The sequence below is a fragment of the Rhizobium sp. LjRoot258 genome, from assembly GCF_964254185.1.
Classification (GTDB): domain Bacteria; phylum Pseudomonadota; class Alphaproteobacteria; order Rhizobiales; family Rhizobiaceae; genus Rhizobium.
The window spans coordinates 906,845-929,909 of record NZ_CAXUST020000002.1; the positions used below are offsets into that span (position 1 = coordinate 906,845).

The following is a 23,065-nucleotide window of genomic DNA, read 5'->3' on the forward strand; positions in this document are numbered from 1 at the left end:
TGGTGGGCCCGCGGACGCAACCCAGTGAGTTCGTGCTGACGTTGCATACTGCCTTGCAGGACGTTCCTGCCATGGATCGAAGGCTTTCAGCGCCACCTGCTTGCGCGCCTTCGGGAAAATCCGCAATATGGTGTCGATAGCGCCAATCGGCTCGATATGCTTCGAGGCGCGAGCCAGAGAAAGATCAACTGGCCTGGCGATCCGACCTCTGCCTCAAGGCAGCGAGCTGAACCGAGACGAGCAAACCGAATAGATGTCAAAACGATCAGGCAGTGCTGACTTACCGCTTCATGGCGGACGGGTTCCTCCGTGGCTCAGCGATCGGATGACCCGGCTCGGCGCGCTTATCGCCGAAGCTATCGTCCATCACTACGGCCGCGACGAGTTCCTGTGCCGCCTGTCGCACCCATTCTGGTTCCAGTCCTTCGGTTCGGTGATGGGAATGGATTGGCACTCCTCTGGTATCACCACCAGCGTGATCGGGGCACTCAAGCGAGGCCTAAAACCGCTGTCGGGCGAATTGGGCCTGCATGTCTGCGGCGGTCGAGGCGCGCAATCCCGCAAGACGCCGGAAGAGTTGGTCGATATCGGATATCGCGTCGGGATCGATGGTGCTCGCCTTGCTGGCGTCAGCCGTCTGGTCGCCAAGGTGGACAGCGCTGCCGTTCAGGACGGATTTGATCTTTACCTGCACGGGTTCATCGTTGCCGATGACGGCAAATGGGTCGTCGTGCAGCAGGGGATGAATGACGAAAGGCGCCAGGCCAGGCGATATCATTGGCTGTCGGAGGGCCTGGAGAGTTTCCTCGATTCACCCCACCGTGCGATCGAGGGGCGTGGGCAGGGCAATATCATCAATCTCGCTGATCGGCGGGCAGATCGATCGCGGCTTGGTCAGCTTGACATCCTTGCAACACTCGGACCCGACGGCATCGCCCGGGAGGCAAGCGCACTCGCCCAAAGCGCCGAGCCGGAAGCCGTCGTGGCCGAACAGTTGATCTTGCCGCATCTCGTCATGCCGGCTCATCACGACGTGCGCGCTGGCGACATCGTCATGAAGCGCCTGCACGGAAGTCTGGCCGCTGCTGCCGATCGCGGCCCGACAGACTATCAGGATCTGCTGCTCGTGCCAGGCGTTGGGGCACGCACGGTAAAGGCGCTGGCCATGGTGGCGGAGGTGGTGCACGGAGCACCCTGCCGCTTCTCCGATCCAGCCAGGTTTTCGCTTGCCCATGGCGGCAAGGATCGTCATCCGTTTCCGGTGCCGCTGAAGGTATATGACGAAACCATCCGGGTGATGAAATCGGCGATCTCCAAAGGCAAGCTCGGACGTGAGGAGGAACTGGCTGCTTTAAAACGCCTGGATATCCAGTCACGACAGATGGAGCAATACGTCACCGGCCCCGACCTCAAGGAGATCATTGCCGGCGAGTTTCGCGATTCAGAGCATTTCGGCGGACGCAGTGTCTTTGGCTGGGAGAGACGTTAGGGCGCCCGACGTTGGGGCTATCCCCGCCATCGCAAAGCCTGCAAGGAAGTTCAAGCTCACTGCAAGATAAGCGGCACAGGCTGAGCGGCAGGCCGGAATGCTAGGCACTCCGGGGCCGAAGTCTTCTCACGAGGTCCGCAATCGCACCAAGCCGTGTCCGGATCTTCTCCTGTCGCCGGGGCTGAAGGCCGTTCTTGAGATCGGCGAGAGCCTGGGCGCTCAGACGCGTTGTGGTCTGTGTCATCATCGGGTCAACGATCAGCGCGCCCCTCTGCTGATCCAGGACCGCCCAGTTGCCGTCTTCCTGCTGTTGAATGGTGTATCTGTCCAAGTTTCGATCCCCCCACGACAAACATATCGCGATCGCTGGATGATGAAAGGATCTGTGGTCAGTATTTTAAGCAAGACGGTAAATGAGCATCGCACCGGGTTTTGAGCCCCGCGCGAACAACTTTTTACGCGCGGGTAACGGCAGAAACGCGCTTTCGATGCCTCGAGCTACCGCTATCGCTGCTCAATGGTGCCGGTTGTGATCGGATCGGCGACGTCTCTACCAAAAGGGTTGATGGCAACAAGAGCGGTCAACACGGCAACCGCGGACCAGATTCTAAATAGCATGGAGGGAACCATCAAACACCCGTCAGTGCGGCCCAATAATCGCACGTCCCTTATGCCGACAATCGGTCAAGAAACAGTGAACCGCACAAGGCAGAGGAAAGCAATTTCGTGCAGCGACGCTGTCGCTTCACGGTTCTTCAAGCGAGCTCAGCGCGCGGCAAATCGCAGGCGCGCTCCATCGGCTCCCGCGCGCCATTCCGCCGCGTCTCGGCCGGTAGGCAGGACAGTATCTGTCGCCGACACCGGCAAGCGCCCTTCAAAGCAGCGGGGGCAGCAATTGTATGGATGATCAAACGCATCCTTTCGGGAACAGCTGCGTTAATCTTGGCGAGAAACGGGAATTGCTCGATGCCAAGACTGCCACCGTCCCAGAGGGTGTCAACCGCCACGGTCTTATTGATCGCGGCTGTGAGCGGCGCAATCCTTCTCGGCAGAACGCATCTCAATCCGGCTGATGTTCGAACGATCGATCCTTTGGAACCAGGGCGGGGAAGAAATGCCGCGGTTCCAGAAGCCATACCGATCAAAGGTTTGCGTGACGTCTTCTTCCGCGTGGTCAAAGAGGTGTCCGACGACCGGGTGACGCTCATCGCTGGAGGGGTGACATTCTATCTGTTGCTTGCCCTCTTCCCGGCGCTTGCGGCATTGGTCGCACTTTATGGTCTGATGGCCGATCCCGTCACAATGTCCGATCATCTGCGTGAACTTGCCGGCCTGCTCCCGCCGGGCGCCTTTGACCTTATTGCCGATCAAATCAAGAACCTGGTCGAAACTCGCAACAGCACGCTTAGCGTGACCTTCATCGTCGGATTGAGCATTGCCCTTTGGAGCACTCACAGCGGCACGCTGGCGGTGTTCGATGCGATGAATGTCGCCTACGAAGAGAAGGAGAAGCGCAGCTTTATCAAACTGAATGCTATCGCTTTGTGCTTTACGCTCTGTGCAACGCTATGCGCGGCGATCATGATCGGGCTGGTCGCTGTGATGCCGGCGGTACTTTCCTACCTCTGGCTCGATCAGTTCAAGGAACACATGGCCTTGTTGCTAAGGTGGCCAGTGCTTCTGTTGATCGTCGGTGCAATCGTGACCGCAGTCTACCGCTTCGGCCCAAGCCGGGAGCCGGCAAAATTCCGCTGGATGACCTGGGGTGCTGTGCTCGTGACGCTGTCATGGTTTGCCATGTCGGTCGGCTTCTCGTTCTACATGAACCACTTCGCCGACTACAGCGCCACTTACGGGACCCTCGGCACGCTTATCGCATTCCTCGTCTGGACCTGGCTTTCGATCGTGATCCTGATCGTCGGCGGCGAACTGAATGCGGAGTTGGAACACCAGACCGCGAAAGACACCACGACCGGGCCCGAGCTGCCGATGGGATCGCGCGGTGCGTATGTCGCCGATACACTGGGCGACACTGCCGATCGCCTGAAGTAGACAACGGCGAAGAAGACCATGGAACCACATCGCGAAATGGCATTTCACTGAAAGGCGTCGTCGTCCTCGAGTTCGAGGCGAGAAGCGCGCAAAAAGAGCAGGGAACCGACTAGAGGGAGGTCGACCCTGTCTTTGCCGATTGCCTTCGGCGGGGAATGCCTACATCGGTTGCTTCCTCAGGATCGCTCGATCAAGTTGCGGGCCGGTTGTGTGGCGAATGCCACGATATGAGGAGGCGGGCTACCAGAGCGAGGGTGATGGAGAAGGACCCGCAAGACTACCAGCCGCGATGATTGCGGTCAGCCCTCCGGGGGTGACGCAAACCGGTTGGCATCGAACTGGTCTGTCGCGGCGACGGGAATGATGTCCGCGCTGGATGCCGCGGCATCCGGGTCATGCTGAACCGTGCGGCGGGAAAGGCGAGGCGCTCTCATTTCAATCATCCCGCCAGGAGAGTGCAGCGCCCATTTCATCAGCGCCGCGCCTGAAATGGACCCGAACAAACCTGCCTCTTCCCAGGAAGCAGTCATCGGCAGGGAGGCGATCACGTTCGCGCCGTTCTGGGAGACCCGGTGTGCGGCAGCGAAAGGTTCGAAGCCGGCATAGGTCTGCAATGCAGATGTCCGTCTGTCTGGAAGCGCGCCGATTGGGCCGATCGATGCAGTCTCCAGCTTGGCGTCGGTACCTGCGTCGCCCTTCAGGGAGGCTGGTCGCATCGCCGGTATCGGAATCGGGAAAGATGAAAGATCCACGGGGAACCGTTCGTCATCCCGCCCGACCGCGTCGCTCTGCAGGGCCAGCGCATTCAATGCGCGGCTTCGAGGCGTGGGCAGGAGCGCCGTCAAGAGGGGCCTGTCCGTGGCGTCGCGGCTCGCCGCAGCTGACGCTCCTGCGTCATCATCTTCTCCAGCGGTGCTGGCGATCTGGATGGAGGAGGGACCCACGCGCTTCCTGTAGTTTGAAACTGCCTGGTCATATCCCGGCAGAGGCCGGCCGTCCGCTGGAAGATGCATGGTCTGCCCGTTCGGGAATATTCGAACGAGTTCTTGCCGAGACATGCGGGGCCAAGCCCGGACGTTGCCGACGTCGAGATGCACGAAGGGCGATCCCGAGGCTGGATAATATCCGACCCCGCCGACCTGCATCTGCATTGCAAGGGCACGCAGCGTCGAGAGCTTCACGCCGGGAACGTAGAAGTCCATCGCCTTACCAAGCATGTGCTGGCTCTTTTCGGCGACGCCCGTAGTGCGCGAACGATTGCGTAGCATGTTATTGGTGGTCGGAGAACGGTAGGCGGAGACGATGTGGATGTAGTCCTTCGCGCCGCTGCGCCTGTACACTTCCCAGACCAGGTCAAACAGCCGGGGATCCATCCGGGTCGGTTCGTTCCTTCGCCAGTCGCGCAGAAACCGATTTATCTGTGACAGGCCCTTTGGGTCGAACCTTCCGTCGCGCTTATAGGTAATCGTGGCCCTCTCGCCCGTATGGGTAAAGAACAGCTTCAGCGTACGATCTTCCGCAGAGGCAAAAGATGCAGAACCGATAAGCGCAGGGAGCGCGAACAGAGCCGGCAGAACGGTCTGCGCGACGAGCCGTTCTACACGCGACAGGAGTGCTGCAACCCCGCTGCCAAAGGCTCCACCCGAGAAACCTTTCACTGGATACTTCGACACGACCAATCCCGTCCTACACAGAACACTCGACGACGTGCGGGAACGTCCGCATCCATCACGCTCAGTAAAGCCACGTTATGGTCAACAAACTCCTAACAGCCGGATGCTTACGCGCAGCCAATTGAGGCTGCAGGACCATCCGAGGACGGCCAGCTTTTCAAACGCGAATACCGTCTTCCAAATGGCGGTGAGGTCACGGCGGAACAGGCAGAGATCGACCTGGTGGTGCGGCGACCGCCTCATTCCACGCGGTGTCCGATCAATTTCTTCAAGGTCGCACCGGTCATCTTCGGTTTCGATCTCGAGGGTACCGTGGCCGATCTTGTGGCGATTTCTGACGAATTCGCGGATCTGCCGCTTCACTCGTTCACACTGACCTTCGATCGTGGCTCGGCTTCAGTCCGTAACGCACAGCAACCTCATTCACCGTCACGCAGGCCGCAAACTCTCCGACACGATCCGGGCCTGGCGGGGCATCAGTGTCAATCGCCGACGCTGCGATAGAGAATATAGAAGGCAACAGCGAATATCAGACCGGCGAACATCTTTGTTAGAGCGGTCTTGTATTTCGAAAGTCGGGTTGCGGCGAGCATGCCAACGATGCCCCCTAAAACACCTCCGCCGATGAAGTCGACCGCCACTCCCCAGTCGACCAAACCGGACCCCGCGTAGTTGAGGGCGGTCGCAAGCCCGAAAACGCCGACCGCAAGCAGGGACGAACCGATCGCATTGATCATCGGCATTCCTGTTGCAAAGATGAGGGCGGGCACAATCAGGAAACCGCCACCTATGCCGAAGAAGCCTGACGCGGCACCGGCGACAGTCGCGACGGCTCCGGTTAGCAGGCACATTTTTGCATCAACGGGCTTCGGTCGATCTGTCGCTACCCGCTTCGGGCGAAGCATCAAAGCGCCGACGGCCACCATCAACACCCCGAAGAAGATGAGCAGATGGTTTGCATCGACGGCTTTGCCGAGGCTCGATCCGGCGAACGCGCCGATTGCCCCCACAATTGCGAACACCACCGCGCAACGCCACCACACGTGTCCTTTGAGGGCATGGCTGGTTAAGTTTGCAAAGGCGTTGGCCGAAACGGCGAGAGCACCCGTGCCGATTGCAACATGAGGCTGCGCGATGCCCACCACATAAAGGAGGAGGGGGGTTGCGAGTATCGAACCCCCTCCGCCGACTAGGCCGAGCGCGAAGCCGACTAGGCCGCCGGAGAAGATCGCCGACAATGTCTGGCCTGTCATGATCGTTTTCCTGCAAACAGGCGATCGTGCAAAACCATTCCAATAACCATGAAGCTTACGAATACGAAGCTAGGCATCAGGCCGACTGAAAGCGAAGCGATCGCCGGACCGGGACAGAACCCGCCGAGGCCCCAGCCGATTCCAAAGATTGTTGATCCGATGATCAACCGCACGTCAATCTGTCTGCTTGCGGGGAGAAAGAACTCCTTTTCGTAGACTGGGCGTCTCATCCGCCGCACGATAGACATACCCGCGAAAGCCACAGTGACAGCACCGCCCAGAACAAATGCCAGGCTTGGGTCCCAATGGCCGGTGATATCGAGGAAATTCTGCACCCGTTCGGGATTCAACATTCCGGACATCGACAATCCGATGCCAAATACGGTTCCACAGAGAAGAGCGACAATCGTGTGAATTGCGTTATTTTTCATACGCCGAGGCTCCGAAGGATTGTTATCGCCAGCATCCCTGCCGTGACAAAGCAGACGACTGCCGCCAATGACCGTGGCGACAGGCGGGCCAGACCTACGACCCCGTGGCCGCTGGTGCATCCCGATCCCATTCTCGTCCCAAACCCGACCAGCAACCCGGCGACGATTACCACCGGCAACGGCTCCCGGATGAAAATCTCGGGCCACTTCCCCGTGGCAGTAAGGTAAGCAACTGGGCCGAGCGCAAGGCCAACGAGGAAGGCAGCATTGCTTTGCCAGTTCACGCCTTGAGCCAGACGCCCGACGATGCCGCTTATACCTGCGATGCGACCGTTCAGGATGAGAAGCATTGCCGACGACAGACCGATCAACGCGCCACCCACAAGAGAAAGGAGATACTCACCCATTCGTCGCCTCCTCGGCACAGAATATCGTGTAGAGCGAGCCGACGAGAAGGGCGGCTTTTCGCGCGGTAAGGCGATAGAAGATTTGCTTTCCTTCGCGCCGCGTCTCGACGATCTCCGCATCTCTCAAAACATTCAGTTGCTGGGAGAGGTTCGGCTGATGGATATCCAGCTTCTCCTCCAATTCGCTGACAGAGAACTCGCCTTCAACCAAGGTGCAGACGAGCATCAGACGGGCGGGATGTGCAAGGGTTTTGAGAAGAGCCGCAACTTCCGCCGCCTTCTTCTCCATTGTTCCGAGCGTCCCTCGGGCGGTTGTCTCATTAATGGTAGAAATCACCACGCGGCTCCTTCCAGAACATCTAGCGGTATCTTCAGGTAGCGAGTGCCGTTTGCTTCCGGCTCAGGCAATCTGCCGCCGCGAATGTTGACCTGTAGTGATGGCAAGATCAGCTTCGGCATCGGGAGAGTAAGATCTCTCTTCTGGCGGACCTCGGCGAAGCGTTCTTCCGTCATGCCGGCGAGGTGTGGGTTGAGCGCCCTCTGTTCGCCTACTGTGCTTTCCCACCGGGGCGCACGACCGTCCGGCTGGTAATCGTGGCCGGTGAAGACGCGGGTCTGTTCCGGCAATCCCAAGATTGTTTGCATGGAGCGCCACAGCAAATGGGCGTCGCCCCCCGGAAAATCGGCTCGTGCCGTCCCGCTATCTGGCATGAACATCGTGTCATGAACAAACGCAGCGTCGCCGATGACATAGGTCACGGACGCCAACGTGTGACCTGGCGAGAAAATTACCTTGCCGGGAATGTTTCCAACGCTGAATGTCTCGCCATCGGCAAACAGCTTGCTCCATTGCGAGCCATCGGCCGGAAAGTCCGGAACGTTGTAAATGTCCTTCCATAGTCTTTGAACATCGACAACCTTCTCGCCGATTGCCGTCGGTGCGCCCGTGCGTCCTGCAAGGTAGTGAGCGGCGGAAAAATGGTCAGCATGTGGGTGGGTATCGAGAATCCATTGAACCGACAGTCCATTGGCTTCGATATACGAGAGAATTTCGAGGGCGTGTTCGGTTGATGTCGCTCCTGATTCCTCGTTGAAATCGAGCACAGGATCGATGATGACACATTTGCGCGTCTGTGGGTCGGAGACGACATACTGAACGCTCCATGTTCTTTGATCGAAGAATCCCTTCACCACCGGTTTCCGGTCGTGTTGTCGAGCTAGCCATTTGCTAGCGGGACTTAGATCCATGCCGATGGACTGACCGAATTCCGTTATCTCCCTGTCGGTCATTTCTTCCTTCAGAGCCTTGGACAAGACATAGAGGATCGCTGCGCGCGTCCCGGTCTTGCAGTGCGCAAGGACGCCGCCATGTGTTTGCTCCAACGCCTTGCCGAACGCCTCAACGTCGGCTTCGGTGATAGACGCCACGGAGACCGGGATGAAAGAGTAATGGAGGCCGGCAAGCTCTGCGGCGGCTCGTTCAACGCGACTGCCGGGTTGGTCTGCTTCTTCGTCGTCAGGTCGCAGATTTATGAGTGTGTCAAAATCCTGGTCGCGGAGGTTTATGATATCTGTTTCGGTCGGTTGATCCGCGATGATTAGGGCGTCGCTGATGCGGATCGTTCTCATAAATGGTTTCCTCTAGATAAACATTATACAATATATGATAATGTATAATATTGTGGTGTCAACTCCCTGGCAGCAGCTCGTACGCGAGTTCTCGGTATCTAGCTGTGGTCCCATCGATTTCCGCCTTCAGACCATGACAGATCGTTTACTGTGGATCGCGGCGTCGAGACGCCCGAATTTCCAATGGTGAACACGTATGCAAACATTCACGATGGCGTTGCCTTCGACCATTCACATGTTTGAGCCAACAGAAGACAACGACGCATGGTTGCCAGTTGTCATGTCGCCTACGAGGCGGACTTACATGTCCTTCCGCGACGCTATGAGGATCCCCTGACTGCCTTTACGCCTGCCGGCGGGGGCGGTTGCTCAGTTTAGGATCGATCATGCTCTCCATGATTTCCTCATCGCCGTGGCGAGCTCCAACAATGGTGCTGTCGCAAACCTCACCCTCGAATTGCCGAAGCGCGAAAAGATCCGGACGAGGTATGATGACCGCCTGTCGGCGTGCTCTATCCGGCCCTGGAGCCGCTGCTTTCACTGATCATCGCGGCCGCCGCCATGGCGCTGTCCTCCGTCAGCGTCATCGGCAATTCCCTGCGGCTGCGCCGCTCATCGTTGGACTAGGTGCCCGGCGGCACGTCCGCCGGAACACGACATTCCAAATGCCGGTCCTCTGCAGGATCCCAGGAGGCAGGCGGAGGAAGAAACCACATTAAAGGAGAAGCGACATGACTATGAGAAGATTGCCACATGCGGCCTTGCTGGCCACGCTGATTACGCTCGGCGGAATAGGTTTCGCCCTAGCACAGGCGAACGGCGCCGACCCTCATCATCCCACCGGCTCGTCGCAGGAGACCCCACCCTCCGGCACCGACGGCATGACTGGGCAAGGTCAGGGTCGCATGCCCGGCTCCGAGATGATGCAAGGCGGGATGATGGGACGCGGCATGATGCAGCAGCCCGGCATGATGGGGAGCATGCCGATGATGGCGATGCGCGGGCACATGATGAAGATCATGTTCGCGGTCGCCGACGCCGACGGAGACGGAGCGCTGTCCTTCGAGGAGGTGACGGCGATCCACAAGCGGATATTCGACAGCGTGGACGCGAACAAGGACGGCAAGGTCACGACCGACGAGCTGCAGGCGTTCATGCGGCCGTAGCGGACCGAGGGGATCCAGCCTCGGGCTCTGCGAATAGTCGCGGAGCCTCCGAGGATATGATAGGTTCAGAATGCATTGACCACGGGAGGGGTAAATGCACCGAACCCTTCTGTCTCTGATCCTTTTCGCGCAGTGCGCATCGATGTCGGCGGCCTCCGGGCTTGCCGTCTTCCACACCGCTTCGTTCGGCAGCAGCCGGTCGGTCAGCCTCAGTCTGGAAGAGGGCGGGCCCGCCCGCGATCCGGCCTTCGATTTCGACGTCGTCATCACGCTGTCAGAATTCGACGGTGGCGGGACAGTGCTCTATCGAGACGGAGGAAGGCACGAGGCGAGCGTGCGCTGCGTCTCGCCAGCGATGGTGCGGATCAATTCCGCCGACTATGCGGTCGACGTTTCGGCGCGGCCGGGAACCGACTGGAAGCACGATCTCTGGGCAGCGCTCTGCACCGCCCCAGCTTCCTGAGCGGTCGTACGCCATGGCTTGATCGATCGCGACGTCAGCCCTTCCGCGGGCGGACTTCCATGAACACGTATGGCGCTCCGGTCCCCGATGGGATCGCATAGACGTCATAGGACGCCTGCGGGTCGTCACCCATTCCCAACGAGCCGGACGGCATACCCGGCACGGCCAGTCCCCGGACCGGCGGCCGCTCCCGCAACAGGCGCTGGACAGCCTCGAGCGGCACGTGTCCCTCGAGGTAGTATTCCTCGATGACGGCGGTGTGGCATCCCTCCAAGTCGGCAGGCACGCCCAGCCGCGCCTTGACCGTGGCAAGGTCGTCGGTGTCGCGGGCGTCGACGGAAAATCCCGCCGCTGCCATCGCCTTCGACCATTCGTGACAGCAGCCGCAGTCCGGATCCTTGTAGACCGTCATCTTCGCCGGGGCGGCGGCGCGGACCCCTGCGCCAAGGAACGCCAGGGCGGATGCCGCCATTGCGATGAAGCTTCTCCTGTGCATCGTCTCCACTCCTCGATGTCCTGCCGCCCGGATCCATCCGGGCGGCAGGGGGCCGCTATTTTACTTCGGTGACGGTCAGCTTGCCATTCACGCGTTCGGCAACGAACTCGATGTTCGAACCTTCCTTCAGCTTTCCGAGCAGAGCCGGGTCCTCGACGCGGAAGACCATGGTCATCGCAGGCATGTCGAGGTTCTTCAGGTCTTCATGCTTGATGGTGACCTTCTTCGCCTTGGCGTCGACCTTGCTGACGACCCCCTTGGTGAATTCCTCAGCGAACGCACCGAAGGCCGCGCTGGCCGAAAGCAGGGCGGCTACGCCTATTTTGATCATTGCAGTTTTCATGCTTGAGGCTCCTTTTTGCGGGTTACTTTCCAGCGACGGTGACGTCGCCGTGCATACCGGCCTCGTAGTGACCGGGGATCAGGCAGGCGAACTTGAACTCGCCGTCGGTGGTGAACTTCCAGACGATCTCGCCCGATTGGCCGGCCGGTAGGCGGATCGAATTCGGATCGTCATGCTCCATCTCGGGAAACTTCTCCATGACCGCCTTATGCTCGAGAATCTTGTCTTCCTGATCGAGCACGAACTCGTGGTCGACGGTTCCGGCATTCTTGATCGCGATCTTGACCGTCTGCCCCTTGCGGACGTTGAAGACGGCGGGGGTGAAGATCATCTTGCCGTCGTCGGTTTCCTTCATCGTAACGCGGATCGTCTGCGTCGCCTTCGCCTTGTCGCCAGGCTCGCCGATGGCCATCTTCTCGCCATGGCCGCCGGCGTGGTTGCCAGAGGCGAAGGCGGGCGATGCGAGCGCTGCGAGAGCCAGTGCCATTACATAGTTCTTCATGCGTAAATCCTTTTTTGACTTGGAGGATTGGGCCTCAGCCGTTTGTCGGCTTTGGCGTGATTTGGGTTTTCGCGTCTTTGGCCTTGGTCGCGTCCGGCAGTTCGCCGGTCCACTCCCAGGCCTGCGTTCCGGGCGGGTTTTCGTACCAGCCCGGATCGGAGTAGTCGTCCGCCGAGATGCCCTCGCGGACCTTCACGACCGAGAACATGCCGCCCATCTCGATCGGGCCGTGCGGCCCCCAGCCGGTCATCATCGGGACGGTGTTCTCGGGGATGGGCATTTCCATTTCGCCCATGTCGGCCATGCCCTTGGTGCCCATGGGCATGTATTCCGGCTGCAGCTTCCTGATCTTCTCGGCGACCTTCGACTTGTCCGCGCCGATGAAGGTCGGGATGTCGTGGCCCATGGCGTTCATCGTGTGGTGCGACTTGTGGCAGTGGATGGCCCAGTCGCCGAGGTACTTGGCGTCGAACTCGTAGGCGCGCATCGCGCCGACCGGAATGTCGATGCTGACCTCCGGCCAGCGCGCCTGCGGCCGTACCCAGCCGCCGTCCGTGCATGTCACCTCGAAGTCGTAGCCATGCATGTGGATGGGATGGTTCGTCATCGTCAGGTTGCCCACGCGGACCCGCACCCTGTCGTTCTTGGAAACGACGAGGGGGCTGATGTCCGGAAACACCCGGCTGTTCCAGCACCACATGTTGAAGTCGGTCATCTCCATGATCCGCGGCACGTAGGAGCCGGGATCGATGTCGTAGGCGTTGAGCAGGAAGACGAAGTCGCGGTCGACGCGCATGAACTTCGGATCCTTCGGATGGACGACGAAGAAGCCCATCATGCCCATGGCCATCTGCACCATCTCGTCGGAATGCGGGTGGTACATGAAGGTGCCGGACTTCACGAGGTCGAACTCGTAGACATAGGTCTTGCCGACTGGAATGTGCGGCTGCGTCAGCCCGCCGACGCCGTCCATGCCCGACGGCACGAGCATGCCGTGCCAGTGGATCGTCGTGTGCTCCGGCAGCTTGTTGGTGACGAAGATGCGGACGCGGTCGCCTTCGACTGCCTCGATGGTTGGACCCGGAGACTGGCCGTTGTAACCCCATAAGTAGGCTGTCATGCCGTCGGCCATCTCGCGCTCGACTGGTTCAGCGACCAGATGAAACTCCTTGACGCCGTTGTTCATCCTGTGGGGCAGGGTCCAGCCGTTGAGGGTGACGACCGGCTGGTAGTCCGGACCCGAGGTCGGGTGGAGCGGCGGCTGCATGTCCGCCGATTCCATTGTCGGGGCGTCGGGCAGGCCCATCGCCGACGTCTTCGTCCAGGCTCCCGCCGCAAGCAGGGCCGCGCTCGCACCGAACAGTTGTCGTCTGTTGAACATGGTGATGTCCTTTCTCAATGGCCGCCGCCACCGCTGCTTTCGGAAGCAGCGGTGACCTCGGTCTCTGCCGACGCGTTGGTCGCGCCGCCGCCGTAGATCGCAGGCGCGAGGTTGGCTTCGGCCAGCCAGAAGTCGCGCTTCGCGTTGACGGAAAGCAGGATGGAGTTGATCTTGTCGCGGGTGTCGGTCAGCAGCTCGAAGGTGTTCGAGATCATGCCGTTGTAGGTCAGCAGGGATTCCTCCTCGACCTTGGTGCGTAACGGCACGACGTCGTTGCGGTAGTGCCGCGCGATGTCGTAGTTCGAGCGGTAGGCCTCGTACGCCGACCTTGCTTCCGAGCGCACGTTGACGGCCTTCTCCGCCATCAGGTTCGCCGCACGCATGTAGGCCACTTCGGCCTTGCGCATCCGGGCCTTGCCGGTGTCGAAGATCGGGATCGCGAACTCCAGTTCGACCTGGGCAGTCGTCCTAGTCTTCTTCTCGGCGTCCTCGATTTCCCGTTCCGTTTCGAAACCGGTCAGGATTTCGAGGTCGGTGACATATCGCGTCGCTTCGGTCAGACCATAGGACCTGGCAGTGGCTTCGAGTTCGAGCTTTGCGACCTGGAGGTCTATCCGGTTTCGGAGTGCTTCGGCCTCGATAGTGTCGCGCCTGACGACGGATTTAGGTAGCGGCGGCAGGCTGTTTTGAACCTGATAGTCCAGGTTGGAACCCCAGAGGCCCATGAGCCGCGTCAGCTCCTCCTTGGCGAGACGGGCCGCCAGGCGGGCCTTCGCGGTCTCTCCGGCAAGTTCGGCGACGAACACATGTTCGCGGGCCTGGGCGCCCTTGGTCATCGCGCCGGTCTCGCCGAGCTGCTCCGCTAGCTCGGAAGCGGCGTCCGCCGTCGCCTGGGCGCGCTGGAGCTGCCCGACGTTCTCGAAGGCCGCCACCGCCCTGATCCAGGCACGCCGCGTGTCGGCGGCGACCTGAAGCGTCTTCACGGCCGCGGTCAACTGCGCCTGCCGGAAGCGGGTGTCGGCGATCGCCACGTCCCGGCTCTTCGTCGCGAGCGCCAGGAGGTTCGTCGTGATCATCCCCTCGATCGTCTTGAACGCCTCCAGTTCCGGCGTGCCCATGCCCGTCGTGCCGATGGAGACGGTCGGGTTGATGAACATCGTCGACTGCCAGGCGTCGGCAGCGCTGTCGCCAAGATCGGCATAGGCGGCCTGGAGGCCTCTGTTGTTGAGCAGGGCGATCTGGACGGCCGTCTCGACGTCGAGGGTCTTCTTTCGAGCGAGCAGGCTTCTGACCTGCGCGGCGGCCGACCGGGCCTGGTTCTGGTTCTGGATCCAGACGGTCTGCTTCGCAGTGACAGTGGCGGTCTTGTTCGAGACGGAGGTGAAGCCCGCCTCCTGGCTGGAGTACTCGGCGCCTGTGACGCAGCCGCTCAGCACCAGCGGGAATGTCAGCACCGTCGTTAATTTTCTAAGGTCGATCACGAGGCGTCTCCATTCGCTGGAGCCTGCAGATCGTTCTGTCTGCGCCATGGCTTGGGATCGACTGGCTGCCTGGCGACGTAGCCTGAGATCGGCGACCGGTATGCGGCTGGGCGCGCGGACGGTTGTTCGACCGCGGCGGTGGAGGCCACCACGTCGGGAGGAAGCGTGGATGCGCAGCCGCCGATAACAAGCGGCAGCCCCACCACGAAAAGCGAGGGTTTCATTATGAAATTTCCGAATAAGAGATAGCCTACGGGCGCTCGCCTAAAAGGCAGGCGACCGACTGGACCCGATCAAGCGGGTGCGTCTCTATTCAGATATTCGGGGGACGGTCGAGGGTCGGCAGTTCGCCAACAGTCGTCCGGTCGTCGACGAACTGCCGGATCGAGGTCACGACGGGTCCGCCGACGTCGGGGCTTGCACAAATGATGCCAAAACCGCCGCAGAAGTCCTTGCAGCATTCCTGCTTGACGAGCTTCGACGCACCATCGTCATCGTGGGATACGTCGCCATGCGAGTGGCCGTGATGGGCCGCCTCCGTCATGTCGTGGCCTTCGTGGGACGGCATCACGTCCGATACGACGGCTTTCAGATCGGGGAACGAGGAGCCGTGCATGGCGGCGTTGGCGTTCGACAGCGAGTACCCCGCCAGTGATACGATGATCACCAGCCGTATCATCACGAGCAGCCTGCTCACTGTGATTCGGTACATCTTGCCCATTCCCAACGAGCTACATGCAAAGCAGCCCGATTTCAATTAGGACCCATGTGTCGTCGATGTTCGAGTCCTTTATGTGGCGCGGACATCACGTTATGCACAGCTAGAGCTTCCAACGGTAGTAAGGTCAACAGGAGCTGTTCTTTTCTGACTATGATCGATCTCGCATCCTACTTCGGCCTTTTCGCCGCCGCCCTCGGTGTAACGACGATATTGCCGATGCAGTCGGAGCCCGTGCTGGTCGGTCTTCTTCTCACCGGCAAGTTCTCCGTTCCGGTTCTGCTCGCCGTCGCCAGCGTCGGAAACACGCTTGGAAGCATCGTCAATTGGTTCCTCGGCCGTGGCGTTGAAAGGTTTCGGGACCGGCACTGGTTTCCAGTCGGGGAGGAGGCGCTCGAACGTTCGTCCCGCTGGTACCGGAAATATGGAAAGTGGACGCTGCTTTTTCCTGGATGCCGGTGTTTGGAGACGCTCTCACGGTTGTCGCCGGAGTGCTCAGCGAGCCCACTACTTCCTTTCACGATCCTCGTGTTCGTCGCCAAGACGGGCCGCTATATCGTGCTGACGCCGACCACGTTACAGATTGTTGGCTGACCGCTTTCGGCGCGGGAACACCATCCGGTCGACCGTCTCGCTACGGGCGACCAGCGTGTGCCAGCACGCCGCGGCGAGATGCAGCGCGACCATCGCCAGGATGATCCTCGACCCGGCGACGTGGTACGGCGCGATCCCGAACCAGAAGTAGCTTGCGGCGAATCCCATGCAGACCTGTCCGATGATCGCTGCGTAGAAGGCGTGATGCAGCGCCGTGGCGGCCCGATCGGTCCATGAGCCGGGCGAGCCGGTCTGGGGCGGCTGAAGTATGCGAAGAACCAGCCGCATGCCCATCAGCAAGCCGATGGCCATTCCTGCGTAGTTGTGGAGGTGGTGCTGGACGACGTCCGAGTACGACGGCGTCATGCCCATGTGGACGGCGTGGTGGGTTCTCTCGATGCTGCCGCCCGTCAGATACTGGACCGGCACCAGGAGGGCGACCAGCCAGTGAAGTCCTATCTGGGCCAGCGAATAACCGCCTTTCATCGATCCTCCCCGCGAGAGGCGCAGACTAGCCGGCGGCGGTTAACGCTTCCTCATCAGCAAGTCGTGCCGACGACGACGAGCGGATCGGCGACATGCAGAGCCGCGTCGACGCCTGCCGCTGCTGCGCCGATAGCTGCCGCAAGATGGCGGCGTGATCGGGGAGGGCGTTCGCCCTCTTCCTGCCCAGATGAGAACGGATATCCGGTGAAGCAACGAATATCCGTAACAAGTGGCATGGGGCGGATTCGGAACGCAGCGTTTATGAGACAGACTACTTACCTGAACAGATTCGGACTGCTCTCCATCGTGGGAGCCGCTCTGATGACGGCAATCGCCTCGCCGGCCGCGGAGGATGTCGTAGCCTTTCGACAGGCGGACATGAAGGCCATGGCCGCGGCGGCGAAGACGATGTCCGGCATGTTCGAGGATCCGGCAAGCTACAAGGCCGCCGAGTTCAGGTGGGCCGCCGACACCATCCGCGAGAGGTCGGGCGTCGTTCTCTCCGGACACTTCGCGTCCGAGGCCGCCAGCCCGCAGTCGAAGGCCAGGCCGAACATTCTCGAGGAGCGCGACCGGTTCGACCGCATCGCGAACGACCTGCGCGACTACGCTGCCGCGCTGGACGCCGCCGCGCAGAAAAACCCCGGACCGATGCCCGCCAGCATGCGCATGAAGCCTGGAGAGGCCATGGGCGGCGGCCCGCTCGGCACTCACGTCCGCAACGAGCACGAACTGTCGGCGATGCCGGCGGAACACGCGTTCCATCTCATGCTGCAGACCTGCACGACCTGCCACGCCAGGTTCAGGATGGAATGAGGGCGACCATTCAGAACCGGGAATTGCTCGCCTTGTGCTTCCGAGTGCAACCTTTAACAGGCGCTTCCGGGATTGGAAGCCGGGTTCACGGAGATGTGTTGTGAGGCCGCGCAACGCGTATCGCCTCACGCGCAGCCAGCCAGTCTATGGTGAGCTCACAATCGGCGTCGACGAATTCAAGACCTGCCTTGGGCGTCTTTGGGCTTTTGCGGGAATGATGCGTAGGCATGCCACGTGGCCACGGCGACTTTGGAAAGCTCCGCTTTGAGCGGCCCGTATACCGGATCCTGGAACTGATTGAGGAACCCGCGCTTGAACTCGCTTTCGTCAATGCGTGGGCTCGGGCTGCCCTTTGGGTCGTCCGAGATTGGCATTCTGCGAAGCGTGGCGGCTGACATGGGAACTCCATCGTCGGCTCAATCCAATAGCGTATCGGCTTGTTCAGCGTTCCGCAGTGTTTGAGCCAACAGAAGACAATGACGCATGGTTGCCGGTTGTAATGTCGCCAACGAGGCGGACTCATGTCCTTCCCGACGACATGACCGAGATGGAGAAGGTCAGCTAGCCAAAAAATACCCCGCTGGTTGGCGGGGCGATTGAAGGTCCAATAGAGCGCTACCACTCGGTAACACGCAAAGAGTAGCGACAGCTGCTTCCTCGTTCAAGTCTTTTTTAGGCCTTCCTGATGAATCATCTTTGATGGCCAGGCCTCGACTTTCCAAGCCTCTCCTTTCCACTGAAGAGCCGCCCGTTCACGCGCCGAAAGCCCACGCGACCCGACCCACCCACGCCTTCCTCGGGTGCTTTCTGGTCGTCCCATGTCCCGCTTGCACGAACACTTGCTCGCCATGGCGCACTGGACCGCGGATCGTCGATGGAACACTCAGGACGCACAGTATTTCTGGCCGTGAGAATGCGCGCTGCACGTCCTCGCGCTGCCATCCGCTCTCAGGATCGAGCGGCTGCAGCGGGCGTAGGCGAGAGCGGATTTTGAGAATTGGATTTATTTGGAACCAACCACATTGAAGACATTGCGACTGGCACGAATATCGCAGGCTTTTCGATGTCTCTTTCGGCGGTGTCTGTCCTAGGACGTCGGTTGCAGGTTGGTAGCCGCAGTTAGATGAGGCGGGCAAGCGTGGTAAAGCGCTGTCGATGCATCATAAATATCCACCGAAAGCCAATAGAAGCGCGCCGAGAGCGATGGTCACTATGCCCGGCCAGTTCTTTGATAGCCCGAGAAAGCGGAGTCCTTGATGCTGCGGTTCGAGCGTTTGGCTACCATGCACCAATTCGTGTGGTTCACTCAATCGCCTGCTGAGTGCTTGTCGGAAGAGGTAAAGAAACCCGCCGATCACGAGAACGGCTCCGATCAGGATGGCCCACATGGTTGCCTCGATGTTTAGCGATAGCCAAGAGGCAAAACGAGATCAGGGGGTCATTGTTCCCGATGCCTGTAAGCAAGGTTCCATCGAAAATTCCGTGGCGGAAGAACCCCGACGAGGGGGAAGCGGGGAGGATTTGGACAGGGCGAGGACCCTGAGAGCCGCAGCCGCCCTGGTTATGTCTCAGACGATCTGGAGCGGGCCTGCAGGCTCGCGCGCTTGAAGGCAGTACCGGCTGCTCCAATTAACGTAGACAGACTACATCACGGAGACCGCCATGCCGCCTCGTAAACGTACCGCAACCGCGCCCGCGGTTTCCGAAGGTGCCAAGATCGGCGAACCGGTCCCTAGGGCGGTCGATACGAACACCGCCTCGGTTGGCATCCCACCGCAGCCGGACTATGATCCTCGCGAAGAAATCCGCGCCCTGCGCAAGCAGATGGAGTCGTTGCGGCTGGAGATCTCCGCCGCCGCGCGATCGGTAAAGGGTGGCGCAATGCAGGCCGCACGGCAGACCGAAGCAACGGTTAAGCTCTATCCTGTTTCATCACTCCTGGCGGTCGCGGCCGTCGCCGGGGCGTTTGCCTTTGCGATCGCTGGGATCCGCTCATCCACGCCTCGCTCGCGTTACGACCGGGCGCTCGACGAAATGCGCGATCTGTACGACCGTATCCGCGACCGTCTCTAACTGGACGAGGGATTGCGAGTTGATCGATTCTCCGACACGCTTGCATCTCGCAAGCGAGGGGAGACGTATGCTCGACGTCATTATATGCAACAGCCTGGACATCGTGGCCCGGACGGAACGCTTAATTGAAAAGGCGAAAAGGCTGATCGCAATTGGAAGTCTCGACGACGTCGAGGCACATCGAATTCATACGGAGCTCGAGCGCCTTACGGACCTCGTCTTCATCATGGACGATGCAGCGCGGCTGCTCCGCCGGATGTTCGAGCTACGTCCTGAGATGGCTCATAGGTATACGGATTGCGCGACCCTGCAGTAGGGGCTGCGACGCCCAGAGACGAAACCGGCATCGGTAGAGCGGACTGCATCCGTTGCTACGACATGTGTCTCTCCAATAGAGTCCCAAAATCCAAGTCAATACCGAAGTGATTTGTCTACCCGACGTCAGGTCGCGGCGTGCTTTGATTCCACGAGTATATCGATGAAAACATCGCTGAAACCCGCATCGTCACCCACTACCTCTCCTTTAACCGGGGAGGCGGAGATCTACTGCCTGTCCTCGCTCGTGGCTAGGGCGCCGCATCGTTCCGATAGCGTCCCTCTCGCCGTAAAGTTGATTTTTCGGACACATTGAGCCATTCTAGGTGTCGAGCCATCGAAGTGGGGGACATCGACTATGCAATATGCGGTAGTTCGTGAGTCTGAAATCTGTATGATTGCTAGAAGCCTGGCACAGGCAGAAATAGAGCGCGACTATTTTTCGGCGCGGTACGGGAAGACCGTTGCCATCGTTGCAATCGAAGATGACATCGGCGCATGCGCCCGGTTGCACCGTCAGTTATCGATACGAAATCCCCGCGACGAGATATAGTCTGTGCAATGGTGCTGCTCACGTCACGCATTGAGGCAGGGCGTGCAACCGGCAATATCAAAGGGTTATTCGGATCGGCTCGTGCACTAGGAGAGCGGTGTGTTGCGACCGGGATTACTTCTTGCAATTATGGCGATGACTTACATAGTCATCATAATAATTAGCTAGATGGGACTGATTACGCCGTGCGGCTCGCAAGCGTGGCCGTATGTATTTGCATGAATAGCCGAGCTTAAAATGAAGAGTGCGATGTAATCCACAAACTTTGTAGGGCGACATGTCATATTTGGAAGAGCTGGTGCGCGGTAAGCGCTATTTGAACCGCTGGCTAAGGTATCGGTTGGCGGCTCCGCGCGTTCCCAATTTAAAGCGACTTCTTTTCGGAAGAAACGTCGTTGTCGTGGGTTCCGCGCCCTTCTCCACGAAGGCTCACGGCTGGGACGATTCATTTCGGGTATTGACGATAAACGCCTCGCAGGTGGCTGCTGAGGGTTGGTTGACCAGGCCGCCCGACGTGACATTGATGCAATTCAATCAAATTGAAGGACCCAATCCCGCCGCTGTCGAGGTTCGCAGAGTACTTCAACATACGAAAACTGGTCTGCTTTGCGTCCTCAACTGGCGACACGAGCTCGACCGGCTCCTGAGAGGACTTGACGCATTCGACTACCGTTACGACGAATTGATGCTGATCAGCCGTCATGAGCGCATAGCCTTGATGCATCGGATGACAGGAAGATTGAATTTGGAGTTGGAAGGAGAGGGCAAGTGGTCGAATGGCATCGTCGGGGCAGCTCTGGCGATCAATAGCGGGGCGGCGAATGTCATTCTCACCGGGATCGATCCACTCTCCAAAGGTCACAAATACAATTCGCTGAATCTTTCTCGCATGCACAGGGAAACCGATCTGCTAGCGCTACAGATATTCAGCGAGCAGAGGTTGCCGGTCTTTACGGCCGACCCGCACGTCGCTCAGTCCACGAACCTGGCGCTTTGGCCTCTCAAGCACTCGAGGGGATTCAACGGCCACGCAGTCTGACCAGTCGAGCCGGTGCGCCGACGTAGATGCCACCCGGAACCGTCGTTCCCTTGATCACGCTATTGGCTCCAATGACGCAACCGCGACTGATATGAGCTCCAGCCAAAATTTTTGCGCCGGCGCCGATCCAAACATCGTCCTCAATCACGACCTGCGCTTTGCGTAACGGCTGCTCTTTGATGGGGGCGGTCGGATCATCAAAACCATGCTCGAAGGAAACAATTGCGGTTTGCGCTGCGATCCGTACGCCGTTGCCGATGCGGATGCCCCCGTGGCCGAGCAGCACCGCAAAGTCGTTGAGCGAAACATTGTTTCCGATCTCGACGCGTCCGCTTTGCGCGTCGATCACGACGCCGTAGCGCATCGATACGCGATCGCCGATTGCAATTGTTCCTTTCCGCCACCTGAAACGCGGCCAATACAGCATTTTGGGTCTGGCCCCAATCGTGAGGCTCCCTCTGGAGAAAACCGAGAAAAATTTGACGAGCGCGCCAAGGTTCACTGCTTACACCGGGGCGAAGTTCGGATCGATCGTGAGCGCTTTATCCAGCCACTGCTGTGCATACTCGACATCCTGCCAATTGCTGAACCATGGACCTCCGTTGGTGTAGTGGACACCCTTCGGGTAGCCCGTGGACGGTTTTGAGCTCCACCCCTCCAGCCAGTTCCACTCTTCCGGAATTTCTCCGATCTCGCGGTCATCGGCCCATTGAAGACGGTGAAGGAAGGCACCGGTTTCCGCGTTGATGAGTTGTGGGGTCAATTTGCGGGTGGAGGGATGGCCGCAATTGAAGAGCATGAATGACGACCAGTTCTTCCGCGGATAACTTGTCTGGATCTTTCCGTCCATTTTTACGCCTTCTTTTGGCGTGTAGTCATGATGAACGCATGCAACGGCTTGGTCTTCATCGCGATACTGCAGCAAGTCGGCAACGTCCCCAAAGAACAGAAAATCGCAATCGCAGAAAAGTGCCCAGCCGCTATAGTCGGCAAGCCATGGAGTGAAAAAGCGTGAATAGGTAAATTCTGTAGACGCGAGCGGATCGACAGGCCGCGTGTAGATACCTTGTTCAACAAGCTCCTGCAACTTGATTGGGAAGACATCGACATCGATCGACGCATGTTCGAGCAGCGATGCTTTCGCAACTTCGTAGGCGATATCTTCGCGTGAATCCCACCCGATGTAGACCGAAAGTTCAGCCACAAGCCTTCTCCCTTGAGCTTCGCCGCGCTGAAGGTGGACGACGAACGGTTGCAAAGTCAAGGCCCCGGTCGGGTCGTCGCGCTAAGACGCGGGACGGCAAGCTGCGGCACGCGTCCCTTTAAGGGCATGCGCGAGTGCAGGATAATGGGGCCGTTTATGAATTGGAGGAAGCGTAGTGAAAGGCAGCCGCGATGCCCATGGGGCGAGGATCGCGCGCTTTTCCTGCGTTGACATGCCGGGTGCTGCAAACGCATCGGCGGGTTGGGCAAACTGTCGCTGGGATGCAGGATACGCCATGCCGAAATGGCCTCGATGCCGTCGTGGGACGTGACCGAGGGGGTGTCGGACATGTGTCATGGGCAGATCTCCTGAAAACCTCCAACAGTTGAAGAAAACGCCAGGCAGCATGAGAGATTGTTTCAACGTTTTCAGGATTCAAGAGGGTTCTGATCATCCGCCCGGAAAGATCACAATCTTTTTTGAAGGCGCTCTTGAATCTGA

The 23,065-nt window shown here is 59.5% G+C and carries 28 protein-coding genes and 2 pseudogenes; 10 read left to right on the forward strand and 20 right to left on the reverse strand.

From position 1 onward, the window contains the following. Positions 1-253 precede the first annotated feature (253 nt). Positions 254-1,489 carry a DUF763 domain-containing protein gene (locus tag ACSQ9D_RS25100; RefSeq protein WP_436284585.1) on the forward strand — a complete coding sequence of 412 codons (1,236 nt, stop codon included), beginning with the start codon at positions 254-256 and terminating at the stop codon, positions 1,487-1,489. A gap of 100 nt (positions 1,490-1,589) precedes the next feature. On the opposite strand, the gene ACSQ9D_RS25105 is transcribed toward ACSQ9D_RS25100, so the two are convergent. Beyond that, a complete protein-coding gene (locus ACSQ9D_RS25105) occupies positions 1,590-1,820 on the reverse strand; it encodes a hypothetical protein (protein ID WP_436284586.1) in 231 nt (76 codons plus the stop codon). A gap of 635 nt (positions 1,821-2,455) precedes the next feature. On the opposite strand from ACSQ9D_RS25105, the gene ACSQ9D_RS25110 reads away from it, so the two are divergent. Beyond that, entirely contained in the window at positions 2,456-3,541 is a 1,086-nt protein-coding gene (locus ACSQ9D_RS25110) for a YihY/virulence factor BrkB family protein (RefSeq protein WP_436284587.1), read from the forward strand. 299 nt (positions 3,542-3,840) lie between these two features. Here the strand turns inward: ACSQ9D_RS25110 and ACSQ9D_RS25115 are convergent, their stop codons facing one another. The 7 genes from ACSQ9D_RS25115 to blh form a co-directional block, all read right to left on the reverse strand. Continuing rightward, complete coding sequence (locus ACSQ9D_RS25115) at positions 3,841-5,220, reverse strand: DUF882 domain-containing protein (protein WP_436284588.1); 1,380 nt, start codon at positions 5,218-5,220, stop codon at positions 3,841-3,843. Positions 5,221-5,295: 75 nt separating this feature from the next. Next, positions 5,296-5,577 (reverse strand): hypothetical protein, encoded by a 282-nt coding sequence (locus tag ACSQ9D_RS25120; RefSeq protein ID WP_436284589.1) that lies wholly within the window; start codon positions 5,575-5,577, stop codon positions 5,296-5,298. Between the two features lie 119 nt (positions 5,578-5,696). Further along, positions 5,697-6,467, reverse strand: coding sequence for a sulfite exporter TauE/SafE family protein (locus ACSQ9D_RS25125; RefSeq protein ID WP_436284590.1), 771 nt, complete (start codon positions 6,465-6,467; stop codon positions 5,697-5,699). Next, positions 6,464-6,898, reverse strand: a complete 435-nt coding sequence (locus ACSQ9D_RS25130; RefSeq protein WP_436284591.1) for a DUF6691 family protein — start codon at positions 6,896-6,898, stop codon at positions 6,464-6,466. The genes ACSQ9D_RS25125 and ACSQ9D_RS25130 overlap by 4 nt, the downstream gene beginning before the upstream one ends. Then, a complete protein-coding gene (locus tag ACSQ9D_RS25135; RefSeq protein ID WP_436284592.1) occupies positions 6,895-7,305 on the reverse strand; it encodes a YeeE/YedE family protein in 411 nt (136 codons plus the stop codon). Before ACSQ9D_RS25135 ends, ACSQ9D_RS25130 begins: the two co-directional genes overlap by 4 nt. After that, entirely contained in the window at positions 7,298-7,594 is a 297-nt protein-coding gene (gene bigR / locus ACSQ9D_RS25140; RefSeq protein ID WP_436285166.1) for a sulfite-sensing transcriptional repressor BigR, read from the reverse strand. The genes ACSQ9D_RS25135 and bigR overlap by 8 nt, the downstream gene beginning before the upstream one ends. Before the next feature lie 44 nt (positions 7,595-7,638). Next, the gene (blh, locus tag ACSQ9D_RS25145) at positions 7,639-8,934 is read right to left on the reverse strand and encodes a bifunctional sulfur transferase/dioxygenase Blh (protein ID WP_436284593.1); all 1,296 of its coding nucleotides are present in this window, start codon (positions 8,932-8,934) and stop codon (positions 7,639-7,641) included. Positions 8,935-9,438: 504 nt separating this feature from the next. Here blh and ACSQ9D_RS25150 point away from each other — a divergent pair. From ACSQ9D_RS25150 to ACSQ9D_RS25160, 3 genes and pseudogenes are all read left to right on the forward strand, one after another. Continuing rightward, a pseudogene (locus tag ACSQ9D_RS25150) lies at positions 9,439-9,561 on the forward strand (cation transporter); the annotation flags it as partial. Between the two features lie 104 nt (positions 9,562-9,665). After that, complete coding sequence (locus ACSQ9D_RS25155) at positions 9,666-10,100, forward strand: EF-hand domain-containing protein (protein WP_436284594.1); 435 nt, start codon at positions 9,666-9,668, stop codon at positions 10,098-10,100. A 94-nt stretch (positions 10,101-10,194) separates the two neighbouring features. Further along, complete coding sequence (locus tag ACSQ9D_RS25160; protein WP_436284595.1) at positions 10,195-10,563, forward strand: hypothetical protein; 369 nt, start codon at positions 10,195-10,197, stop codon at positions 10,561-10,563. 34 nt (positions 10,564-10,597) lie between these two features. On the opposite strand, the gene ACSQ9D_RS25165 is transcribed toward ACSQ9D_RS25160, so the two are convergent. From ACSQ9D_RS25165 to ACSQ9D_RS25195, 7 genes are all read right to left on the reverse strand, one after another. After that, positions 10,598-11,059, reverse strand: coding sequence for a DUF411 domain-containing protein (locus ACSQ9D_RS25165; RefSeq protein ID WP_436284596.1), 462 nt, complete (start codon positions 11,057-11,059; stop codon positions 10,598-10,600). Between the two features lie 55 nt (positions 11,060-11,114). After that, entirely contained in the window at positions 11,115-11,402 is a 288-nt protein-coding gene (locus ACSQ9D_RS25170; RefSeq protein WP_436284597.1) for a copper-binding protein, read from the reverse strand. 22 nt (positions 11,403-11,424) lie between these two features. Beyond that, the gene (locus ACSQ9D_RS25175) at positions 11,425-11,904 is read right to left on the reverse strand and encodes a cupredoxin domain-containing protein (RefSeq protein ID WP_436284598.1); all 480 of its coding nucleotides are present in this window, start codon (positions 11,902-11,904) and stop codon (positions 11,425-11,427) included. Positions 11,905-11,938: 34 nt separating this feature from the next. After that, positions 11,939-13,285, reverse strand: coding sequence for a multicopper oxidase family protein (locus ACSQ9D_RS25180; protein ID WP_436284599.1), 1,347 nt, complete (start codon positions 13,283-13,285; stop codon positions 11,939-11,941). A 14-nt stretch (positions 13,286-13,299) separates the two neighbouring features. Beyond that, on the reverse strand, positions 13,300-14,766 hold the full coding sequence (locus ACSQ9D_RS25185) for a TolC family protein (RefSeq protein WP_436284600.1): 1,467 nt from the start codon (positions 14,764-14,766) through the stop codon (positions 13,300-13,302). Then, positions 14,763-14,990 carry a hypothetical protein gene (locus ACSQ9D_RS25190; RefSeq protein WP_436284601.1) on the reverse strand — a complete coding sequence of 76 codons (228 nt, stop codon included), beginning with the start codon at positions 14,988-14,990 and terminating at the stop codon, positions 14,763-14,765. Before ACSQ9D_RS25190 ends, ACSQ9D_RS25185 begins: the two co-directional genes overlap by 4 nt. An 89-nt stretch (positions 14,991-15,079) precedes the next feature. After that, positions 15,080-15,478 carry a hypothetical protein gene (locus ACSQ9D_RS25195; protein WP_436284602.1) on the reverse strand — a complete coding sequence of 133 codons (399 nt, stop codon included), beginning with the start codon at positions 15,476-15,478 and terminating at the stop codon, positions 15,080-15,082. Between the two features lie 159 nt (positions 15,479-15,637). Here ACSQ9D_RS25195 and ACSQ9D_RS25200 point away from each other — a divergent pair. Continuing rightward, a pseudogene (locus ACSQ9D_RS25200) lies at positions 15,638-16,078 on the forward strand (YqaA family protein). Here ACSQ9D_RS25200 and ACSQ9D_RS25205 read toward each other — a convergent pair. Both ACSQ9D_RS25205 and ACSQ9D_RS25210 read right to left on the reverse strand, forming a co-directional pair. Further along, complete coding sequence (locus ACSQ9D_RS25205) at positions 16,061-16,564, reverse strand: cytochrome b (protein ID WP_436284603.1); 504 nt, start codon at positions 16,562-16,564, stop codon at positions 16,061-16,063. The pseudogene ACSQ9D_RS25200 and the gene ACSQ9D_RS25205 overlap by 18 nt on opposite strands. 53 nt (positions 16,565-16,617) lie before the next feature. Further along, complete coding sequence (locus ACSQ9D_RS25210; RefSeq protein ID WP_436284604.1) at positions 16,618-16,800, reverse strand: hypothetical protein; 183 nt, start codon at positions 16,798-16,800, stop codon at positions 16,618-16,620. Positions 16,801-16,825: 25 nt separating this feature from the next. Here ACSQ9D_RS25210 and ACSQ9D_RS25215 point away from each other — a divergent pair, with 25 nt between their 5' ends. Beyond that, positions 16,826-17,380, forward strand: a complete 555-nt coding sequence (locus ACSQ9D_RS25215) for a cytochrome c (RefSeq protein WP_436284605.1) — start codon at positions 16,826-16,828, stop codon at positions 17,378-17,380. A 1,160-nt stretch (positions 17,381-18,540) separates the two neighbouring features. On the opposite strand, the gene ACSQ9D_RS25220 is transcribed toward ACSQ9D_RS25215, so the two are convergent. Continuing rightward, positions 18,541-18,768 carry a hypothetical protein gene (locus ACSQ9D_RS25220; protein WP_436284606.1) on the reverse strand — a complete coding sequence of 76 codons (228 nt, stop codon included), beginning with the start codon at positions 18,766-18,768 and terminating at the stop codon, positions 18,541-18,543. Between the two features lie 274 nt (positions 18,769-19,042). Between ACSQ9D_RS25220 and ACSQ9D_RS25225 the strand changes: the two genes are divergently transcribed. The 3 genes from ACSQ9D_RS25225 (at position 19,043) to ACSQ9D_RS25235 (ending at position 21,360) form a co-directional block, all read left to right on the forward strand. Continuing rightward, entirely contained in the window at positions 19,043-19,453 is a 411-nt protein-coding gene (locus tag ACSQ9D_RS25225) for a hypothetical protein (protein WP_436284607.1), read from the forward strand. 67 nt (positions 19,454-19,520) lie between these two features. After that, entirely contained in the window at positions 19,521-19,769 is a 249-nt protein-coding gene (locus tag ACSQ9D_RS25230) for a hypothetical protein (protein ID WP_436284608.1), read from the forward strand. A 1,075-nt stretch (positions 19,770-20,844) separates the two neighbouring features. Next, on the forward strand, positions 20,845-21,360 hold the full coding sequence (locus ACSQ9D_RS25235; RefSeq protein ID WP_436284609.1) for a membrane-anchored protein: 516 nt from the start codon (positions 20,845-20,847) through the stop codon (positions 21,358-21,360). Here ACSQ9D_RS25235 and ACSQ9D_RS25240 read toward each other — a convergent pair. Together ACSQ9D_RS25240 and ACSQ9D_RS25245 are read right to left on the reverse strand one after the other, a co-directional pair. Next, the gene (locus ACSQ9D_RS25240; RefSeq protein ID WP_436284610.1) at positions 21,341-21,862 is read right to left on the reverse strand and encodes an acyltransferase; all 522 of its coding nucleotides are present in this window, start codon (positions 21,860-21,862) and stop codon (positions 21,341-21,343) included. The two genes, ACSQ9D_RS25235 and ACSQ9D_RS25240, sit on opposite strands and share 20 nt — an antisense overlap. A 3-nt stretch (positions 21,863-21,865) precedes the next feature. After that, the gene (locus ACSQ9D_RS25245) at positions 21,866-22,564 is read right to left on the reverse strand and encodes a glycosyltransferase (protein WP_436284611.1); all 699 of its coding nucleotides are present in this window, start codon (positions 22,562-22,564) and stop codon (positions 21,866-21,868) included. Positions 22,565-23,065: the final 501 nt, after the last annotated feature.